Source organism: Lysinimonas soli, assembly GCF_042655435.1.
GTDB lineage: Bacteria > Actinomycetota > Actinomycetes > Actinomycetales > Microbacteriaceae > Lysinimonas > Lysinimonas soli.
The window spans coordinates 175264-193671 of the sequence record NZ_JBHSMG010000003.1 but is presented as its reverse complement, the minus strand read 5'-3'; the positions used below and the strand labels follow the sequence as shown (position 1 = coordinate 193671).

Here is an 18408-nt window from a genome sequence, read left to right as displayed (position 1 = left end):
CCTCGACGTTGAGGGGAGTTCGCCGCGGATGCAAGACCCGTGGCAGGTCACGGTACGGCAAATCCCGCGCATCGAGACCCTTGGGTCTCAAATTGAGATCACCGACCGCGCCGCTCACATCGTAATACGGTATTAGTGAAAGTCGCTAATCGCCCTACTCGGCGATCGTCACTCGGGCGCCGGCGCCCCCGGGTGCGGCTGCCGCCGTCCGTACTCGAGGATGGCGAGCTGACCGGCGAGCCGGATGTGCTCCTCGCAGGCCGCCCGTCCGTCGACCGGATCACGGTGAACCGCGATGGCGCGCACGATGCGACGCAACTCCTCCATCGACATCGAGACCCGGGTGTCGTCGACGAAGGCGTATCGCCGGAACAGTCCGATCCGGGTGTGGATGCCGGTGAGGGAGGCGGCGAGCACGTCGTTTCCCGCTCCCTCGAGCATGATCCGGTAGAACTCCTCCTTGGACTGCTCACGCGTCTCGACGGTGCCGTGCAGGTAGAGCCCGTCCATGTCGCGCAGGTGCTCCTGCAGTCTCGCTGCGGTGTCGTCGGATGCGTTCCGGGCGAACAGCTCGCCGGCGAGGCCCTCGAGGGCGCGACGGACGTCGTAGAGGGCCTCGATGTCGTGCTGCTGCAGGACCGTGACGATCGGCCCGCGGTTCGGCAGCACCGTGATCAGGCTCTCCGACTCCAGCTGGCGAAGGGCCTCGCGGATGACCGTGCGAGACACGTCGTAGCGCTCGCAGAGCGCGCTCTCGAGAAGCCGTTCCCCCGGGCTCAACTCGCCTTCCAGGATGGATTCACGCATGGCTCGAACCACCTGCTGCCGCAACGGCGCCGCGTGACGCTCGACCCTCGCCCCCTGCACCGATCCACGCTGGATTGACACCCATGCCTCCTCGTTTGTCGCAGTCTGTCTCAATTTGAGCCGACCTGATTCCCGCCGCCTGGAGTCCCGTACCGTAATACGAGATTACGACACAGTGGGCCGACGCCGGATCGAGCACGGCACTGATCGCGAGCAACCAGGAGGCCTTGACCATGACCATTCTGTCGACCAGCACCGCAGCGACCGTCACCCTCCGCGCGCACACGGTGCGAACCGGCCTGTACATCGACGGGGAATGGCGCTCGACGCCGTCCACCTTCCCGGTCGTCAACCCCGCGAACGGCGAGATCCTCGCCGAGATGGCCGACGGCGGAGAGGCCGACGCGCGATCGGCGCTCGAGGCCGCGGTCGCCGCACAGGACGACTGGCGTGCCTGGGGGCCGAGGGCGCGCGCCAACCTCTTCCATCGGGCGCATGCCCTCCTGATGGAACGCGCCGAGACGATCGCCGAGATCATGGTGCTCGAGAGCGGGAAGCCCCTCGCCGAAGCGCGCAGCGAGTTCCAGCTCTCGGCCGACTTCTTCCTCTGGTACGCGGAGCAGATCGCGCACCTCCACGGCACGTACGCGTCCGGCTCGACGGGGGGCTACCGCGTGGTCGCCACCCACCAACCGGTCGGGCCCAGCCTTCTCATCACGCCCTGGAACTTCCCGCTCCTCATGATCGCGCGCAAGGCCGGGGCCGCTCTCGCGGCGGGCTGCACGGTCATCACGAAGTCCGCCAAGGAGACTCCGCTCACCTCGGCCGTCTTCGTCGAGGCCCTGCACGACGCCGGGTTCCCTCCGGGAGTCGTCAACCTCATCCACACCCGTTCCTCGGCGCGGATCTCGTCGACGATCATGGCGGACCCGCGCCTGCGCAAGGTGAGCTTCACCGGCTCCACCGGCGTCGGAAGCACCCTGCTCGAGCAGGCCGCGAAGAACATCACCAACGCCTCGATGGAACTCGGCGGCGACGGCCCCTTCGTCGTCCTCGAGGACGCCGACATCGACCTGGCCGTCGGGCAGGCGATCATCTGCAAGTTCCGCAACGCGGGGCAGGCCTGCGTCGCGGCGAACCGGATCATCGTGCACTCCTCCATCGCCGAGGAGTTCACGCGGAAGTTCGTCGAGGCCACCCGGGCCCTGCGCGTGGGCGACGGATTCGACGCGGTCGACATGGGCCCCGTCATCTCGTCCGATCAACGCGATCGACTGGGTCGGCTCGTCGGGGATCTCGTCGAGTCGGGTGCCGAGCTGCTCGTGGGAGGCCGCGAGATCGCCGGCCCCGGCTACTTCTACGAGCCGACGGTGCTGAAGATCACGGCCCCCGATCCCGCGCTCGCCAACGAGGAGCTCTTCGCCCCGGTCGCCACGATCTACACGGTCGACTCGACCGAGGAGGCCATCCGCTTCGCCAATGACACCGGCTACGGGCTCGCCGCCTACCTCTTCACCGAGGACATCTCCTCGGCGATCGTCGCCAGCGAACGCCTGGAGTTCGGCATGGTCGGGATCAACCGCGGGATCATGGCCGACCCCGCCGCCCCCTTCGGCGGTATCAAAGCCTCCGGCCTCGGGCGCGAAGGTGGGCACGACGGGATCTACGAGTTCCTCGAGCCCAAGTACCTGGCCATCACGGTCGACGAGACGACGGGAACGAAGCGATGAACGTCAACACCAACGAACTCGGGCTGGGCCTGCTGCGCCAGCCCAAGCAGGTTCTCTTCGGACCAGGACAGCGTCGGCAGCTGCCGAAGATCGTGCGGGAGGTCGCGACGCACCTTCTGATCACCACGGATGCGCGCATGGCCACGACGCAGGAGTTCATCGAGATCGTCGAGGCGGTGACCGCCGAGGGCATCCGGGTCTCCATCTACTCGGACGCCGAGCCCGACCTGCCGCGCGAGAACATCCTCGCCGTCGTCGAGCGCTTCGGCGACAGCGGAGTCGACGCCGTCCTCGGCATCGGCGGCGGCAGCTGCCTCGACCTCGCCAAGGTCAGCGCCGTGGTGCTTCCCCATCGGGCGGAGGTGCGCGACTACTACGGAGAGTTCCAGGTTCCCCGGCCGGGTCTTCCGGTGATCACCGTGCCGACCACCGGCGGCACGGGTGCCGAGGTGACGTGCATCGCCGTCGTCTTCGACGGCGACCGCGGCATGAAGATCGGGGTCGCCAGCCCCTTCCTGGAGCCCTACGCCGCCGTCATCGATCCGGAACTCACGCTGAGCTGCCCTCCCGGGCTCACCGCCGCGACCGGCGCCGATGCCCTCTCCCACCTCGTCGAGTCGTTCACCGACCGGGCGAAGAACCCCGACCCCGAAGAGCTGCGCACCAAGCTGTACGTCGGCAAGAACGTGCTGACCGACGTCTTCGCATCCCACGGGCTGTCGCTGCTGGCCACCTCGCTCGAGCGCGTCGCCGCCGACCCGGGAGACCTGCAGGCTCGCTCGGACACGATGCTCGCGGCCTTCTGCGCGGGTATGGCGATCAACACGGCGGGCACCGCGGCCGCCCACGCCATCCAGTCGCCGATCGGCGCTCTCACGCATACGGCCCACGGCTTCGGAGTCGGTGCGCTGCTTCCCTACGTGATGCGGTTCAACCTGCCTCAGCGGGTCGCGGTGTTCGCCGAGCTCGGTCGCATCCTGGGCGTCGCGACCGCCGATCAGAGCGAGCTCGATCAGGCGCACCTGGCGATCGAGCGGATCGACGCGATCCTGGCCGCCATCGGAACGCCGACCGATCTGAAGGCCCTCGGCCTCACGCCCGATCAGTTCGACTTCGTGGCGGATCAGGCGCTCCTGGCGACGCGCCTGACGGCGAACAACCCGCGCGAACTCGACAAGGCCGCGATCCTCGAGATCCTGCGCCGCGGGTACGACGCCGATCACTCGTGGTGGGACGAGACGTGATCCGGGAGCGCGTCGCGGTCGTCGGCGCCGGCTCCATCGGCGTGGCATTCTGCGCGCTGTTCGCCCGAGCCGGATTCGAGGTGCGTCTGACCGACCCCTTCCCCGACGCGCTGGAGCGAGCCCTCGGCGAGCTCGCTGCCCGCTTGGAGCTCCTCGCCTCGCACGGACTGCTCGACGAGCCGCCGGAGGAACTCGCGGCCCGCGTGACCACCGCAGCATCGATCGCCGAGGCGGTCGACGGGGCGATCCTGGTGCAGGAGTGCGCGCCCGAGCGTCTGGAGCTGAAACGCGAGCTCTTCGCCGAACTGGCCGCCGCGAGCGGGCCGCATACCGTCCTGGCGACCTCGAGCTCGGCGCTCACGGCGAGCGCCATTGTCGGCGATGGCCCGGGCGCCGAGCGGACGCTCGTGGGGCATCCGGGCAACCCGCCGTATCTGCTCCCCGTCATCGAAGTGGTCCCCTCCCCCGCGACGAGCAACGACATCGTGGCGACGGCGGAGTCGATCTACCGCCGGGCCGGGCTGACGACCGTCCGTGTGCGCCGGGAGGTCGAGGGCTTCGTCTTCAATCGGCTCCAGGGCGCGCTGCTGCGCGAGGCGTACTGCCTCGTCCGTGACGGCGTCGCCACCGTCGACGACATCGACACGATCGTCCGCCTCGGACTGGGTCGCCGCTGGGGCGTGATCGGACCCTTCGAGACCTCTGACCTGAACACCCGCGGAGGAATCGAGTCGCACGCCGAGAAGATGGGACCGGCGTACGAGCGGATGGGGGCCGAGCGCGGACAGCACGACCCCTGGACCCCCGAACTCGTCGCCGAGGTGACGAGGCAACGGCGGGCGGCGCTCCCCCTCGATCAGTGGGACGAGCGCGTCCGCTGGCGCGACGAGCAGCTGCTCGACATCGCTGCGCGCGCCGATTCCGCACCGCGCCCGCGGGCCTGACCGCGCCGATCCGCCTCACTGTGAGACGGCGATGCGTCATTCTGCGACAACGCCCCTGCCGGGCATTCGCGGGCGTCATCCTGATCCGAACATGATCTTTCGATGACCGACGACGGTCGTCGATGACGAAAGGATTGCCCATGACGACCCGAACCGACTACGACGCCATCGTCATCGGCGCCGGCTTCTCCGGCCTGGCACTGCTGCACCATCTGCGCGAGATCGGCATGTCGACCCTCGTCGTCGACGGTGCCAACGGGATCGGCGGAACCTGGTGGATCAACAACTACCCCGGGGTCCGCACCGACAGCGAGTTCAGCTACTACTCGTTCTCGTTCTCGAAGGAGGTTCGCGAGGAGTGGACCTGGACCCAGCGCTACCCCAACGGCGAGGAGGTGCTCGCGTACCTGAACTTCGTCGCCGATCGACTCGACCTCCGCAAGGACATCAAGCTGAACACCCGGATCGAGCGGGCGGTCTACGACGAGGTCGACAACGTATGGCGCGTGACGTCGACCGACGGGGAGACCCTCAGCGCGAAGTACCTGGTGAGCGGGATGGGCGTGCTGTCCCAGCCGGTGTGGCCGAACATCCCGGGCATCGAGACCTTCCGCGGTGAGAAGTACCACGCCGCGCGCTGGCCCCGCCAGGGCGTCGACCTGCGGGGCAAGCGCGTCGGGCTCATCGGTCTCGGCGCCTCGGGCATCCAGATCCTGCCGACCATCGCCCCGGAGGTCGGGGAGCTCGTCGTGTTCCAGCGACAGCCGAACTACATCGTCGAGACGACGAACGAAGCCGTCACACCGGAGCAGATGCAGTACGTGCGCGACCACTACGACGAGATCTACGAGCGCGCCGCCGCGCACCCGTTCGGCGTCGACATGGTGCCGGCACCCCATGGTGCGCAGGAGGTGGACGAGGAGGAGCGCCGGCGCATCTTCGAGAGCAAGTGGAACGAAGGCGGCTTCCACTTCGCCAACGAGACGTTCAACGACCTGGCGACCGACCACGCGTCGAGCGAACTCGCCTCCGAGTTCATCCGCTCGAAGATCCGCGAGATCGTGAAGGACCCGGCGACGGCGGAACTGCTCAGCCCGCGCGACTACTCGTTCAACGGGAAGCGCATCCCGACCGGGCACGGCTACTACGCCGCGTTCAACCGCGACAACGTCACGCTCGTCGACGCGAAGACCACGCCGATCTCGGAGATCACGCCCGAGGGCGTGAAGATCGGCGACACGGTCTACGAGCTCGACGTCATCATCTTCGCCACCGGCTTCGATGCGATGACCGGCACCCTGACCTTCATCGACATCGTCGGCCGCGACGGGCTGACGCTCCGCGAGAAGTGGGCAACGGAGGGTCTTCGCTCCAACCTGGGCATCTCGGTCAACGGCTTCCCGAACTTCTTCATGTCGCTCGGTCCCCAGACCCCGTACTCGAACCTGATCGTGCCGATCCAGCTCGGGGCGCAGTGGCTGCAGAACGCGCTCAAGTGGGCGCAGGAGAACGACATCGAGCGCCTCGAGGCGACGCCCGAATCGGAGCAGTGGTGGGCCGAGGAGGTCGTTCGGGCCGGGAACGCCACGGTCATGGCCTCCGAGGGGATGAAGGCCAAGGCGTGGTTCATGGGCGCGAACATCCCGGGCAAACCGCTGGAGTTCCAGGTCTACATGGGCGGCGGCCAGGTCTACCAGGAGTTCTGCCGCCAGGCAGCCGAGTCGGGATACGCGTCGTTCCTCGCCGGCAGCTCGGTCACGGCCTAGGCACTCGCGCACGAAGGGCCCGTCCGGTGAGGACGGGCCCTTCGTCGTCGCGGTTCGCGTTCTAGACGATCGCGAGCGACCGCAGCTTGGCTCCGAGTTCGTCGTTGCTCGGCTCGACGAGGTGCTCGCCGTCGGGGAAGACGATGACCGGCGTGCTCGTGCGGCCACTGATCGCCTGCGCCAGCTCGGCCGCGTCGCCGTCGGCGGCGATGTCGATGTCGTCGTACTCGACGCCCAGACGTGAGAGCTCGGCTCGAGACCGGAGGCAATCCGCACAGGTGGCCGTACCGAACAGAGTCACTTTTTCGAACTGCGGGATGTCGAGAGTCATACGACGATATTACGACCGACCCGCGGGCCCAAGGTCCTCACGCGATCCGCCGGCTCGGACCTAGGCTGCGCTGCATGGAGACGGCCCCCACCAGCTACACGGTCCACGCGCACACCACGCTGCCCGGCGTCGCGGAGGCCGAGTTCGGCGCCGAGACGGTCCGCTTCGATCGGAGCTGGGCATCCGAACCGTCCGGGCTGCCGGGCCCGGCGGAGCTGCTCGCCGCCGCGTTCTCGGCCTGCCTGCTCAAGAACCTGGAGCGCGCCGGCCAGTTGCTCGACTTCCACTACGACAGCGCCGAGGTGGAGGTCGTCGCCCGCCGTCAGGATGTCCCACCCCGCTTCACCGAGATCGGCTACGAGCTGCGGATCACCACCGCAGAGCCCGCACACCGCCTCGAGCTGGTGCACAGGAATCTGCGCAAGTTCGGCACGGTCTACAACACGCTCGCGGCGGTGTGCGCGGTCGACGGGACGGTCGTGGCAGTCTCTCCGAGCGGGCATCCGCGCTGATCGGCTGGAGGAACCGGTGGAGACGAAGCACGTCATCGTGCATGTGTACGGGCGGGACACCGACGACGTCGCCTCGGGCGCGCACATCAGCCGTCGACTCGGCGAGCTGCTGCCCGACGCCGACGTGCACTATGTCGTGCAGGGTCCGGCCGTCGAGGGCCTCACGGTCGCCGGAACCCGGCGGCTCGGGATCGACACGGTGCTCGACGGAGTGCAGGTTCACGCCTGCGCTCACAGCATGAAGACCGCCGGGCTGGACCCGGCCGAGCTGCGCGACGGTGTCACGACGGTTCCCGCCGCAGCGGTCTACCTCGCCGAACGGCAGTGGGAGGGCTGGGCGTACATCCGGATCTGACGGCCTGATCCGAGGGGCGCGCGTCAGCGGCGCGGCTCGGTGTGCGCGGCCACCTCGAGCAGGGCCGATGCCGCCTCGGCGGGTGCGCGGTCGGATCGCCAGATGGCGCTCAGCGGACGGATCAGCCGTACCTCGCGCACGCGCACGGCCACCAGCCGTCCGAGGGCGATGTCGTCGCGCACGGCGAGCGCGCTCAGCACGGCGGGGGCGATTCCGGATGCCGCGACCGCCCGCACCGCGGCGGCCGTCTGCAACTCCGCCGCGGGCGCACTGAGCACGAGCGCCGGGTCGTGATCTCGCAGCAGGACCTCGAGGCTGCGTCGGGTGCCCGAGCCCGGTTCGCGGGTCACGAGGGGCGTCACGGCCAAGTCGTGCACCGACACCTGTCGCCGACCGCGGGCCCAGCGGTGGTCGGGGGCGACCACGACCACCAGTTCGTCGCTCGCGATCAGGCGGGTCTGCAGGTCGTCCGGCAACTCGGCGGTCTCGACGAAGCCGAGGTCGGCCGAGCCGGCGCGCACCGCGGCGATCACGCCCTCGCTGTTCTCGGGGCTGAGATCCACGACGACGTGCTCACCGACCGGATGCCGTCGAAGCGCGACCAGCCAACCCGGCACCAGATACTCGGCGATCGTCAGACTCGCACTGACGCGGAGCCGGCTTCCCGACGATCGCAACGCCGCGACGGCGCCGCGAAGCCGGTCGGCCTCGTCGAGCAGCTCCGCCGACCACTCGGCGACCAACAGCCCGGCCTGCGTGAGCGCGGTGCCCCGGGGTCCGCGGGCGAGGAGCGTCAACCCGAGGTGGAGCTCCAACTTCTGCATCCGCGCCGAGACCGCCTGCTGCGTGAAACCGAACTGGAGCGCGGCGGAGCTGATGCTGCCGCCGTCCCGGATGGCGCGCAGCATCCGGAGCGCGACCAGGTCGGTGATCTGTGGCTCGTTCATGTCCTCGGTCACAAGCGTCGATTGTGGCTGCCTCAGGATATCGATCTTCTGCCGCCGGAACACGGCGCGCACGATGGCTCCGTGACCCAGACCATCCGGACCCTTCCGCCGACCGCCCGCCTCGCGCCCCGCCGCCCGCGCGCACTGCTCACCGAGCTCGAGCGGCCTCGCGATCTGTTCCGCAACCTCACGCCGAACTGGTACGCGTCGATCATGGGCACGGGCATCGTCGCGAACGCCGCGGCGACCCTGCCGCAGCAGCTCCCGGGGCTTCGCGCGGCCGCGACCGTCGTCTACCTGATCGCGGCGACGATGCTGCTCGCCCTGACCGCCGCCGTGGTCGTGCACTGGATCTCGCATCCGGCGACCGCGAAGAGCCATCACCGCAATCCCGTGATGGCTCACTTCTACGGCGCCCCGCCCATGGCCTTGCTCACGGTCGGGGCCGGGACGCTGCTGCTGGGCCGCGACGTCGTCGGACTCCCCGTGGCGATCGGCATCGACGCGGTGCTCTGGTCGCTCGGCACGCTGCTCGGGCTGGTCAGCGCGGTCGCGATCCCCTATCTGACCTTCACAACTCATCGGGTGGCGCCCGACGCGGCCTTCGGCGGCTGGTTGATGCCGATCGTCCCGCCCATGGTCTCGGCCTCGACCGGCGCGCTGCTGCTTCCCTTCCTGCCCGCCGGTCAGGCGCGCGAGACGATGCTCTACGGCTGCTACGCCATGTTCGGCCTCAGCCTCATCGCTTCGCTCGTCGTCATCGCGCTGATCTGGTCGCGTCTGACGCAGCACAAGATCGGGGCCGCTCCGATGGTGCCCACCCTCTGGATCGTGCTCGGGCCGCTCGGGCAGTCGATCACGGCCGCGAACCTGCTGGGCGGCAACGCCCACTTCGCGGTCGATGCCTCGACGGCGCATGCGCTGCAGCTGTTCGGGGTCATCTACGGCGTTCCGGTGCTCGGGTTCGCGGCGATGTGGGCTGCGGTGACCGCGGCCATCACCCTCCGCACCGCGCGGCGGGGCCTGCCGTTCTCGTTGACGTGGTGGTCGTTCACCTTCCCCGTCGGGACCTGCGTGACCGGGATCTCGGGGCTGGCGGCGCACACCGGCCTCGTCGCCTTCCAGGTGCTCGCCGTGCTCGCGTTCGTCGCTCTGCTCGCCGCCTGGGTGACGGTGGCGATCCGCACCGTGCACGGCAGCCTCATCCGAGGAAGCCTGTTCCTGCCGCCCGCCGCCCGGACCTGACCAGCACGCGGAGCACCTGGCGAATTTATACCCCCTAGGGTATAGTGGTCCCATGACCACAGCACGCAGGATCCTCATCGTCGGTGGCGTGGCGGCCGGGATGTCCGCCGCCACGAGGCTGCGTCGCCTGGATGAGAACGCCGAGATCACCGTCTTCGAGCGCGGACCCTACGTCTCGTTCGCCAACTGCGGACTGCCGTACTTCGTCGGCGGCGCCATCACCGACCGCCGCTCCCTGCTTCTGCAGACCCCGCAGGGCCTGGCCGACCGCTTCCGGCTCGACGTGCGCCCCGGTCACGAGGTGATCGGCATCGATCGTGCAGGCCACACGGTCACGGTGCGCGCAGTCGACACGGGCGAGTTCGCCGAGCACGGCTACGACGTGCTGATCCTGGCCGGCGGGGCGAGCACCACGCCCGCCCTCCGATCCAGCGGCGTGCCGACCCACACGCTGCGCACCGTCGACGACGTCGACCAGATCGTCCGCGACCTGGCCGAGGTGCACGGCGACACCACGGCCGTCGTGATCGGCGGCGGGTTCATCGGCCTCGAGGCCGTCGAGAACCTGGTGCACCGCGGACTCCACGTCGTGCTCGTGCAGCGCGGCGAGCACGTGCTGTCGCCCCTCGACCCCGAGATGTCGGCGCTGGTGCGCGACGAACTGCTGGCCTCCGGAGTCGAGGTGCGCACCTCGACGACCGTGGTCGGCCCCGCTGACGGCGGCGTGGAGTTGAGCGACGGCTCCCGCATCGCGGCGAGCCTCATCATCGACGCAACGGGTGTGCACCCGGACGTCTCGCTCGCCCGGGACGCCGGCCTGAAGATCGGACCCAGCGGGGGGATCTGGGTCGACGAGAACCAGCGCACGAGCGATCCCGATATCTACGCGGCCGGCGACGGCTGCGAGAAGGTCGACGCGATCGACGGACACGGCGCCCTCGTGACCATGGCCGGCCTCGCCAACCGGCACGGCCGCGCCGCGGCCGACAGCATCGCGGGGATCGCCGGCGTCGCCGCGCCCGCCATCGGTACCGCGATCGTCGCGCTCTTCTCCCTCACGATCGCGATGGTCGGCTGGAGCGAGAAGCGGCTGCGCGATGCCGGGCGGCCGCACCGCGTCATCCACACCCATCCCTCCTCGCACGCGAGCTACTTCCCGGGGGCGGAGCCGATGCACATCAAGCTGCTCGTGGATGCCGATAGCGACGCGATCCTCGGAGCCCAGATCGTCGGCGGCTCGGGGGTCGACAAGCGCATCGACGTGCTGGCGACCGCCATGTCGGCGGGCATCACGGCATCCGGTCTTCGTGAACTCGAATTGGCCTACGCACCGCAGTACGGCTCGGCGAAGGACCCGGTCAACCAGCTCGGCTACGTCGCCGACAACGTCGCCACCGGCGCGACGCGCACCCTGCAATGGCACGAGCTCGACTCCGAACTCAACCTCGGCGCACTGCTCGTGGATGTGCGCACCGCGACCGAGCACGGCGCCGGCCGGATTCCGGGCGCGGTCAACATCCCCGTCGACGAACTGCGCGAGCGGATCGGCGAGGTGGCCGGTCGCGACGTCATCGTGCACTGCCAGGTCGGCCAGCGCGGACACACCGCCGCCCGCCTGCTCGCTCAGCACGGCGTGGCCGTGCGCAACCTCGACGGCGGCTACCTCACCTGGCGAGCCGGAGCATCCACTCGCCTTCTGACCCCCAAGGAACTCGCATGAGCATCTTCAGCAGACTGTTCGCCAAGCCGTTCGCCACCGTCGACGGCGCGACCGCTCGACGCATCGTCGAGGAGGGCGGCCTGCTCGTCGACGTGCGCAGCATCGCGGAGTGGAACGCCGGTCACGCGCCGGCCGCCACCCATCTGCCGCTGGAGTCGGTCGAGCAGCGCGCCCATCGGCTGCCGAGCGGCGTGCACCTCGTCACGGTCTGCAAGTCGGGCATGCGGTCGGCCTCGGCGGCCCGCATCCTCGCCGCGAAGGGGTACGAGGTCTCGTCGGTGCGAGGTGGCATGAGCGCCTGGCGGCACGCCGGCGGGCGCGTGGTGAACAAGAACGGACGAGAGGGAACGGTCTGATGACGATCATCGACGCGAACGACGAGACTGCGCTCGAGCACAAGCGTGCCACCGAGCAGAAGAAGGTGCTCAACCGCCTGCGCCGGGCGCAGGGCCAGTTGACCGCCGTGATCACCGCGGTCGAAGCGGGAGGCAGCTGCCGGGACGTGGTCACCCAACTGGCCGCCGTCTCGAGCGCGCTCGACCGCGCCGGCTTCACGATCGTCTCGGCCGCCATGCGCGACTGCCTCACCGGTGACGGTGGCGAGGACGCGCTCACCGTCGAGGAGCTCGAGAAGCTCTTCCTGACCCTCGCCTGACCAGTCCCCACCCCACTCACTACTCTCACCCGATAACTCGAAAGGAGCACATCACCATGTGCCGTCAGATCCGTTGCAGCACCTGTCAGAAGATCACCTGGGCCGGATGCGGAGAGCACATCGACGCCGCCCTGCAGGGCGTGCCCGAGGCCGAACTCTGCACCTGCCCCGCGTAGGACCTTCGGCCGTGGTGGGCACGGGCCACCCGGATTACGGTCGAGACATTCGAAAGGAGGCGTCATGTTCATCCTCAAGTTCCTCGGTTCGACCACCGGCCGCTGGGTTCGCGGGATCGTCGGCGTCGCGCTTCTCGTGCTCGGAGCCTGGCTCGGCGGGTACTGGTGGATCCTCGCGGTGGTCGGTGCGATCGTGGCCGCTGCCGGCATCTTCGACTTCTGCCTGCTCGCACCGCTCGCGGGTAGACCGTTCTCCGGCAAGAAGCTCCGGGCCTCGTTCGCGTCGAAGTGATCCGCGACGCGCGTTCTCGAGCCGGTCGCCCGTGACGGTATCTTGGGACGGTCTTAGTCGGGCCCTGCTTGTGTGAAGCCCGCTGAGCCGGACGAAGATGGAGAACACGACCTCGTGACGACCCCCGCACCCGCCCCCCGACCACTGACCCGGTCGCGCGTCGTCGCGGCGGTCGCCGTGGCCGCCGTCGTGGCCCTGGCCGTTCTGGCCTTCGGCCTGCTGGTCGCTCGCGGGTCGGGCCTCACGCACCTCGAGTCGGGGGTCGTGTCCGGGTTCAACCAGCTGCACACCGGCGTGCTCGGCGCGATCACGACCGGGGTCTACTCGGTGTTCAGTCCGATCCCCGCGATCGCTCTGACCGCGGTCGCCACGCTGCTGATCTGGGGCTTCTCGAGGCGCTTCACCCTCGCTGCCACCTTCGCCGTCGGCATCGCCCTCACCTGGCTGCCGAGCGCCGTCGTCAAGGCGATCGTGCATCGGACGCGACCCGATGCCGCGGCCCTCCCCCACCCGTTCCACAGCCAGCCGGTCGACGCCTCCTACCCGAGCGGACACGAGGTCTTCGTCACGAGCGTCGTGGTCGTCGTGTTCCTGCTCGCCCCCCGCGGCACGGCCCGGCTCGTCGCCGGGGTGGTCGGTGCGCTCGCGATCGTCGCGGTCGGGATGTCGGTGCTGATCGACGGCGTGCACTATCCGAGCGACGTGCTCGCGTCGATCCTCTGGGCGCTCGGCGTCGCTCCGCTCGTCATGCTGGTCTGGCGGGCCGCGCTGTCTGGCATGGTTGCCTCATGGAGCCGGCGCGCGTCATCCTCGAGCGTCTCCCGGTAGTTCGGCGCTCCTCCGCGGGAGCAGAGCCGTGACGGCGACCTCCGCGGCGCGGGTGTCGCTGCCGACGATCGCCCGCGAGTGGGGGCGGATCGGCGTGACCGGCTTCGGCGGACCGCCCGCGCACATCGCGCTCCTGCGCGCGCTCTGCGTCGAGAAGACGGCGTGGATCGAGGCGAAGGAGTTCGAAGACGGCATCGCCGCGACGAACCTGCTGCCCGGCCCGGCATCGACCCAATTGGCGATCTTCTGCGCGTGGCGGCTGCGGGGGCCGGCCGGCGCCCTCGTCGGGGGGGTCTGTTTCATCGCCCCCGGGCTGGTGATGATCCTGATCCTGTCGGCGCTGTTCCTGCTCGCGCATCCGCCGCTGTGGATCCTCGGGGCCGCAGCGGGTGCGGGCGCCGCCGTCCCTGCCATCGCGCTGCACGCCGGGATCGGCCTGATCCCCGCGAGCTGGAAGCGCACCGGACTCCGGCGCGCTCCGCGGATCCGCTGGATCGTCTACCTCGGAATCGGCGTGATCGCCGGCGCGACGATCGGCTCGTACCTGGTGCTCGTGCTGCTGGCACTCGGGCTGATCGAGGTGATCGTCCAGCGCGACTGGCGCGAGCATCCGCCGCGAGGCGCGACGAGTCTGCTGCTGCCCGTGCTGCTTTCCGCCGCCGGCGCCAGCGGCCTGGCGGCCCTGGCCTGGGTGGCCCTGAAGGTCGGAGCCCTGTCGTACGGCGGCGGCTTCGTGATCATCCCCCTGATGCAGCACGACGCGGTCGTCGCCGAGCACTGGATGACGAACGCGCAGTTCCTGAACGCGGTCGCCCTCGGCCAGGTCACACCCGGGCCGGTGGTGTTGACGGTCGCCGCCGTCGGATACGCGGCTGCCGGCATCGGCGGCGCCCTGCTGGCGACCGTGGTCGCCTTCGCTCCCTCGTTCGCCTTCATCCTGCTCGGCGCGAGGCATTTCGATCGGCTCCGCGACAACGCGGCGATCCAGGCGTTCCTGAGCGGGGCCGGCACCGCGGTGATCGGGGCGATCATCGGCTCGTCCGTTCCCCTGGGGCTCGCCCTGAGTCAGTGGTGGCAGCTCGGCGTGCTCGCCGCGGCCCTGATCTGGCTCGTGGCCTTGCGGCGGGGCGTGGTGACGGCGATCGTCGTCGCGGCCGCGGTCGGGGTGATCGCCGTGCTGCTGGGGGCGCCCGCGCCGCACTGATCCGCGCGCTCGGGCGGCGCCCTACCGGGACAGTTCGGCAGCGCCCTCGTTGCGCGCGATCAGCAACGGGACCGAGGTGGTGCGAACGAGCGTGCCGAGCACCGTGCCGGCCGAGGTGACGCGCTCACCGCCGACCACGAGCATCGCGGCATGAGCCGCACCCTCGATCAGCGCCGCGACGGGCTCGTGCGTGCTCAGGCGGCTGCTCACGCGCAGCCGTTCGGACACCGCCCGCACCGCGTCGCGGGCGACGCGGATCGCGGGGTCGAGGGAACCGGGCGCGGCGAACGGGGCACGCGATTTCGGAACGGCGTGGATGATCAGCAGCGGCTCATCCAGCTGCTCCGCCTCCTCGGCGGCGACGGCCGCGATCATCGCGGTGTTCTCGAGGTGATCCACGCCGCACACCACGCCGAACCCCGTCGTCACGTAGTCCTCGGGGATCACGGCGACCGAGCAGGCGGCGAGCGCCGCCAGGCGCATCCCGCGCTCGCGCCCCTGCTCACCGGCTGGAACGCCCACGATCAGCAGGTCGTCGGGCAGGACCTCGACGAGGCTCGTTCCCGGGCAGACCTCGATCTCGTGGTTCACCGCAGACGCACGTCGGGCGAGCCGGTCCACCGCCTCGTCACGGTTCTGATCGTCGCTCGCGCCGTCATCGTCCAGCACGATGAGCCCGAGCGGGGCCGACCGGAGCTGCGCCCGATGCAGGGCCCATTCGAAGGCGGCATCGGTGGCCGGGGAGTCGTCGACCGCGACCCAGTACCGGCGGGCGGGGGTCACCTCGACCGTCGGCGACGTGACCGACCAGGAATCCGACGCGGAACTCGACATGTCTCAGGTATAGGCAGCGGCCCGTCGGCCAGGAAGGGCCGAAGGTCCTGGCGTCGCCGTGCGAGCCGCTGCCGGAGCCCCCGCACAAGCCGACGGGACCATGGACCCTTTCCCTCCCCCTCGTTCGGGGGTCGACTGGTCTCGCCAACAGGGAAAGGAGCTCACCATGAGCACAACCGAGACCACGCGCACTGACCAGGAGGTCCAGCTCGCGGTCCAAGACGAACTGGACTGGACGCCCGACGTGGATGCCGCGGGGATCGGGGTCGCCGTCGAAGACGGCAACGTCACCCTGAGCGGAGACGTCGACTCGTACCGGGAACGCACCGCCGCGGTCAAGGCGGCGATGCGCGTCCGCGGGGTCACGACGGTCGCCGACGAGTTGAGGGTCCACCCGCGAGGCGTCATCAGCCCGCGGACCGACAGTGACATCGCCGCCTCGCTGCACACCGCGTTCCACTGGGCCTCCGACGTTCCGGACGGGGTCAAGGCCGAGGTGGCCAAGGGGCACGTCATCCTCACGGGCGAGGTGGCCTGGAACTACCAGCGGGATGCGGCCCGCCGCATCGCCGCGCACACGCTCGGCGTGCTCGCGATCGACAACCGGATCACCCTGGCCCGCCGACCCGCCGCCGAGGACGTCACCGAACGCATCCGCAACGCGATCACCCGCAACGCCACGCTCGACGCCAATGCCATCACGGTCACGAGCGAAGGAACCGTCGTGACTCTGACCGGCAGCGTGCGCTCCTGGGCGGAGCGCCAGCAGGCCGGCGCGGCCGCCTGGTCGTCGCCGCACGTCACCGAGGTGCACAACCTCATCACCATCCGCTCCATCTGAAAGGAATCGAACATGTCCACTGAAATCGTGCTTCCCGGGGCCCTCCGCGGGCTCGACCCGATGTTCCGCCGCCTGGCCGGACTCATCGACGAGCCGATCCTGACGCTCGGCATTCCCTCGACCGACATCTGGACCGAGGGGTCCGACTTCGTCGTCCAGGTCCAACTGGCGAACTTCGATGAGAAGGACGTCTCGGTGAGCCTGGAGAACGGCGACCTCGTGGTGCAGGCACACCACCAGGAGAGCGAGAAGGACAAGAAGAAGCAGTACGTCGTCCGCGAGACGAGCAACAGCTTCTACCGGCGGGTGCGCCTTCCCGAGTACGCCGAGACCGACAAGATCACGGCCGAGTACAAGAACGGGACGCTGACCGTCAAGGCGCCCCTGGGTAGCCTGCCCGGCTCCACGAAGATCCCGATCACGGCACCGAAGAGCGCGTCGTGATCGGATGAGGGCCTGGTTCACGGCCTCCACCGGCGTCCGGCTGGGCGAGAAGGACACGCCCGCGCCGGGCGCCGGTGAGCTTCTGGTGCGGGTCCTTGCCTGCGGGGTGTGCCGAACCGACCTGCACGTCGTCGATCGCGAACTGCCCGAGCACCGCACGGGGGTTGTCCCGGGGCACCAGGTGGTCGGCGTCGTGGAGGCCCTCGGCACGGGAACCGTGTCGGCGACGGTGGGCGAGTTGGTCGGCATCGCCTGGCTCCATCGCACCTGTGGCGCCTGTCGATGGTGCCGCTCCGGACGCGAGAACCTGTGCCCGTACGCCGTGTTCACCGGGTGGGATGTCGACGGCGGCTTCGCTGAGTTCGTGACCGTGCCCGAAGCCTTCGCGTATCCCCTTCCTCCAGAGGCCGACCCGGTCGCTCTCGCCCCGCTGCTCTGCGCGGGCATCATCGGCTACCGGGCCCTGCAGAGGGCCGAGCTGCCCAGCGGAGGTCACCTGGGGATCTACGGATTCGGCTCAAGCGGTCACCTCACCGCGCAACTCGCCCTCGCCGCCGGCGCCCGGGTGAGCGCCATGACCCGGGGCGAGCAGAACCGTGCCCTCGCCCGTCGCCTCGGGCTCGACTTCGTCGGGGAGGCGATGGATGCGCCACCGCAGCCGCTCGACTCGGCGATCGTCTTCGCTCCGGCAGGCGAGCTGGTGCCCGCGGCCCTGTCGGCGACCGCACCGGGGGGAACCGTCGTGCTCGCCGGGATCCACATGAGCGACATCCCCGCGATGAACTACGACGCGCACCTCTTCCGCGAGCGGGACCTGCGCACGGTCACGGCGAACACGCGATCGGACGGTGACGCCTTCCTGCGGCTGGCCACACGGCTCGCTCTCACCCCGACGGTCACCCGCTACGGCTTCGGCGACACGGCCCGCGCCCTCGACGAGCTGCGACGAGGCGACGCCTCGGGCTCGCTCGTGATCGACTTCGGCCTCTGACGCCCTGCTCCGTCGTACCCCGAAGTGGGGGCGACCCGGCGCGTAACCCCGCCCGCCCGGCGGCGATGACCAGAGTGCCAGGAGCATCCCCGCTCCGGCTGCCTTGGGGGAGGTCGTTGTCGTGGTACGTCGTGGTTGGGGGCCTTCGAGGCGACTCACGGAACTGTCCGAGAACGACGGCGGATTCTCGCTCATCGAGTCGGTCGTCGCCCTCTTCGTTCTGATGATCATCGCCACGGCCGTGCTGCCGATCCTCCTGCAGGGTCTCGTGCAGTCGTCGAAGAACCAGACCATGGTCACCGCCGCCTCCCTGGCCAATCAAGCCCTCGAAGGTGCCCGGGCGCAGAAGACCTGCGCCGGATTGACGGCCCTCGACCAGACCAGCACCGGTCCGGGGGTCACGCTGCGCACCCAGCGAATCGTCGGCGCGTGCCCCGCGACATTCCCCGCGACCGTGAGCGTGCTGGTCAAGGTCAGCCGCACCGACACGGGCGCCGCGCTGGTCTCGGCCAGCACCCTCGTGTTCCTGACCGCGGCGTGAC

Annotated in this window: 21 protein-coding genes; 17 read left to right on the top strand and 4 right to left on the bottom strand. The window is 69.7% G+C overall.

The window, feature by feature from the left end:
* Positions 1-168: 168 nt before the first annotated feature.
* Positions 169-888 (bottom strand): GntR family transcriptional regulator, encoded by a 720-nt coding sequence (locus tag ACFPJ4_RS12705; RefSeq protein WP_386740815.1) that lies wholly within the window; start codon positions 886-888, stop codon positions 169-171.
* Between the two features lie 152 nt (positions 889-1040).
* Between ACFPJ4_RS12705 and ACFPJ4_RS12700 the strand changes: the two genes are divergently transcribed.
* The 4 genes from ACFPJ4_RS12700 to ACFPJ4_RS12685 all read left to right on the top strand — a co-directional run bounded on the left by ACFPJ4_RS12700 (position 1041) and on the right by ACFPJ4_RS12685 (position 6491).
* Positions 1041-2537, top strand: coding sequence for an NAD-dependent succinate-semialdehyde dehydrogenase (locus tag ACFPJ4_RS12700; RefSeq protein WP_386740814.1), 1497 nt, complete (start codon positions 1041-1043; stop codon positions 2535-2537).
* Positions 2534-3781 carry an iron-containing alcohol dehydrogenase gene (locus tag ACFPJ4_RS12695; RefSeq protein WP_386740813.1) on the top strand — a complete coding sequence of 416 codons (1248 nt, stop codon included), beginning with the start codon at positions 2534-2536 and terminating at the stop codon, positions 3779-3781. Before ACFPJ4_RS12700 ends, ACFPJ4_RS12695 begins: the two co-directional genes overlap by 4 nt.
* Positions 3778-4725 carry a 3-hydroxyacyl-CoA dehydrogenase gene (locus tag ACFPJ4_RS12690; protein WP_386740812.1) on the top strand — a complete coding sequence of 316 codons (948 nt, stop codon included), beginning with the start codon at positions 3778-3780 and terminating at the stop codon, positions 4723-4725. Before ACFPJ4_RS12695 ends, ACFPJ4_RS12690 begins: the two co-directional genes overlap by 4 nt.
* Positions 4726-4865: 140 nt before the next feature.
* Positions 4866-6491: a flavin-containing monooxygenase gene (locus ACFPJ4_RS12685; RefSeq protein ID WP_386740811.1), complete on the top strand. Its 1626-nt coding sequence runs from the start codon at positions 4866-4868 to the stop codon at positions 6489-6491.
* 61 nt (positions 6492-6552) lie between these two features.
* Here ACFPJ4_RS12685 and ACFPJ4_RS12680 read toward each other — a convergent pair whose 3' ends face one another.
* A complete protein-coding gene (locus ACFPJ4_RS12680) occupies positions 6553-6822 on the bottom strand; it encodes a glutaredoxin family protein (RefSeq protein WP_386740810.1) in 270 nt (89 codons plus the stop codon).
* 74 nt (positions 6823-6896) lie between these two features.
* On the opposite strand from ACFPJ4_RS12680, the gene ACFPJ4_RS12675 reads away from it, so the two are divergent.
* Both ACFPJ4_RS12675 and ACFPJ4_RS12670 read left to right on the top strand, forming a co-directional pair.
* Positions 6897-7334, top strand: a complete 438-nt coding sequence (locus tag ACFPJ4_RS12675) for an OsmC family protein (RefSeq protein WP_386740809.1) — start codon at positions 6897-6899, stop codon at positions 7332-7334.
* Positions 7335-7350: 16 nt separating this feature from the next.
* Complete coding sequence (locus tag ACFPJ4_RS12670; protein WP_386740808.1) at positions 7351-7689, top strand: DsrE family protein; 339 nt, start codon at positions 7351-7353, stop codon at positions 7687-7689.
* Between the two features lie 23 nt (positions 7690-7712).
* On the opposite strand, the gene ACFPJ4_RS12665 is transcribed toward ACFPJ4_RS12670, so the two are convergent.
* Positions 7713-8648, bottom strand: a complete 936-nt coding sequence (locus tag ACFPJ4_RS12665; protein ID WP_386740807.1) for a LysR family transcriptional regulator — start codon at positions 8646-8648, stop codon at positions 7713-7715.
* A 69-nt stretch (positions 8649-8717) separates the two neighbouring features.
* Here ACFPJ4_RS12665 and ACFPJ4_RS12660 point away from each other — a divergent pair, with 69 nt between their 5' ends.
* From ACFPJ4_RS12660 to chrA, 7 genes are all read left to right on the top strand, one after another.
* Entirely contained in the window at positions 8718-9881 is a 1164-nt protein-coding gene (locus ACFPJ4_RS12660; RefSeq protein ID WP_386740806.1) for a TDT family transporter, read from the top strand.
* Between the two features lie 52 nt (positions 9882-9933).
* Positions 9934-11601 (top strand): FAD-dependent oxidoreductase, encoded by a 1668-nt coding sequence (locus ACFPJ4_RS12655; protein ID WP_386740805.1) that lies wholly within the window; start codon positions 9934-9936, stop codon positions 11599-11601.
* On the top strand, positions 11598-11957 hold the full coding sequence (locus ACFPJ4_RS12650; RefSeq protein WP_386740804.1) for a rhodanese-like domain-containing protein: 360 nt from the start codon (positions 11598-11600) through the stop codon (positions 11955-11957). The genes ACFPJ4_RS12655 and ACFPJ4_RS12650 overlap by 4 nt, the downstream gene beginning before the upstream one ends.
* Positions 11957-12256, top strand: a complete 300-nt coding sequence (locus ACFPJ4_RS12645) for a metal-sensitive transcriptional regulator (RefSeq protein ID WP_386740803.1) — start codon at positions 11957-11959, stop codon at positions 12254-12256. The genes ACFPJ4_RS12650 and ACFPJ4_RS12645 overlap by 1 nt, the downstream gene beginning before the upstream one ends.
* Positions 12257-12496: 240 nt before the next feature.
* Positions 12497-12724: a YgaP-like transmembrane domain gene (locus ACFPJ4_RS12640; RefSeq protein WP_386740802.1), complete on the top strand. Its 228-nt coding sequence runs from the start codon at positions 12497-12499 to the stop codon at positions 12722-12724.
* A 114-nt stretch (positions 12725-12838) separates the two neighbouring features.
* The gene (locus ACFPJ4_RS12635) at positions 12839-13552 is read left to right on the top strand and encodes a phosphatase PAP2 family protein (protein WP_386740801.1); all 714 of its coding nucleotides are present in this window, start codon (positions 12839-12841) and stop codon (positions 13550-13552) included.
* Between the two features lie 28 nt (positions 13553-13580).
* Entirely contained in the window at positions 13581-14756 is a 1176-nt protein-coding gene (chrA, locus tag ACFPJ4_RS12630) for a chromate efflux transporter (protein ID WP_386740800.1), read from the top strand.
* A 21-nt stretch (positions 14757-14777) separates the two neighbouring features.
* Here chrA and ACFPJ4_RS12625 read toward each other — a convergent pair whose 3' ends face one another.
* Complete coding sequence (locus tag ACFPJ4_RS12625) at positions 14778-15590, bottom strand: hypothetical protein (RefSeq protein ID WP_386740799.1); 813 nt, start codon at positions 15588-15590, stop codon at positions 14778-14780.
* Between the two features lie 166 nt (positions 15591-15756).
* Here ACFPJ4_RS12625 and ACFPJ4_RS12620 point away from each other — a divergent pair, with 166 nt between their 5' ends.
* From ACFPJ4_RS12620 to ACFPJ4_RS12605, 4 genes are all read left to right on the top strand, one after another.
* Complete coding sequence (locus ACFPJ4_RS12620) at positions 15757-16431, top strand: BON domain-containing protein (protein WP_386740798.1); 675 nt, start codon at positions 15757-15759, stop codon at positions 16429-16431.
* Positions 16432-16443: 12 nt separating this feature from the next.
* Entirely contained in the window at positions 16444-16875 is a 432-nt protein-coding gene (locus ACFPJ4_RS12615; protein ID WP_386740797.1) for an Hsp20/alpha crystallin family protein, read from the top strand.
* Positions 16876-16879: 4 nt separating this feature from the next.
* Positions 16880-17866: a zinc-dependent alcohol dehydrogenase family protein gene (locus ACFPJ4_RS12610; RefSeq protein WP_386740796.1), complete on the top strand. Its 987-nt coding sequence runs from the start codon at positions 16880-16882 to the stop codon at positions 17864-17866.
* A gap of 121 nt (positions 17867-17987) precedes the next feature.
* Positions 17988-18407, top strand: coding sequence for a type II secretion system protein (locus tag ACFPJ4_RS12605; protein WP_386740795.1), 420 nt, complete (start codon positions 17988-17990; stop codon positions 18405-18407).
* The last annotated feature ends 1 nt before the right edge of the window (position 18408 follow it).

Excerpts from the sequence above, each read along its gene's own strand:
- ACFPJ4_RS12650 (WP_386740804.1), top strand. The coding sequence starts at position 11,598 with ATGAGCATCTTCAGCAGACTGTTCGCCAAGCCGTTCGCCACCGTCGAC.
- ACFPJ4_RS12675 (WP_386740809.1), top strand. The coding sequence starts at position 6,897 with ATGGAGACGGCCCCCACCAGCTACACGGTCCACGCGCACACCACGCTG.
- ACFPJ4_RS12685 (WP_386740811.1), top strand. The coding sequence starts at position 4,866 with ATGACGACCCGAACCGACTACGACGCCATCGTCATCGGCGCCGGCTTC.
- ACFPJ4_RS12640 (WP_386740802.1), top strand. The coding sequence starts at position 12,497 with ATGTTCATCCTCAAGTTCCTCGGTTCGACCACCGGCCGCTGGGTTCGC.
- ACFPJ4_RS12655 (WP_386740805.1), top strand. The coding sequence starts at position 9,934 with ATGACCACAGCACGCAGGATCCTCATCGTCGGTGGCGTGGCGGCCGGG.
- ACFPJ4_RS12645 (WP_386740803.1), top strand. The coding sequence starts at position 11,957 with ATGACGATCATCGACGCGAACGACGAGACTGCGCTCGAGCACAAGCGT.
- ACFPJ4_RS12680 (WP_386740810.1), bottom strand. The coding sequence starts at position 6,822 with ATGACTCTCGACATCCCGCAGTTCGAAAAAGTGACTCTGTTCGGTACG.
- ACFPJ4_RS12615 (WP_386740797.1), top strand. The coding sequence starts at position 16,444 with ATGTCCACTGAAATCGTGCTTCCCGGGGCCCTCCGCGGGCTCGACCCG.
- ACFPJ4_RS12625 (WP_386740799.1), bottom strand. The coding sequence starts at position 15,590 with ATGTCGAGTTCCGCGTCGGATTCCTGGTCGGTCACGTCGCCGACGGTC.
- ACFPJ4_RS12695 (WP_386740813.1), top strand. The coding sequence starts at position 2,534 with ATGAACGTCAACACCAACGAACTCGGGCTGGGCCTGCTGCGCCAGCCC.
- ACFPJ4_RS12620 (WP_386740798.1), top strand. The coding sequence starts at position 15,757 with ATGAGCACAACCGAGACCACGCGCACTGACCAGGAGGTCCAGCTCGCG.
- ACFPJ4_RS12700 (WP_386740814.1), top strand. The coding sequence starts at position 1,041 with ATGACCATTCTGTCGACCAGCACCGCAGCGACCGTCACCCTCCGCGCG.
- ACFPJ4_RS12610 (WP_386740796.1), top strand. The coding sequence starts at position 16,880 with ATGAGGGCCTGGTTCACGGCCTCCACCGGCGTCCGGCTGGGCGAGAAG.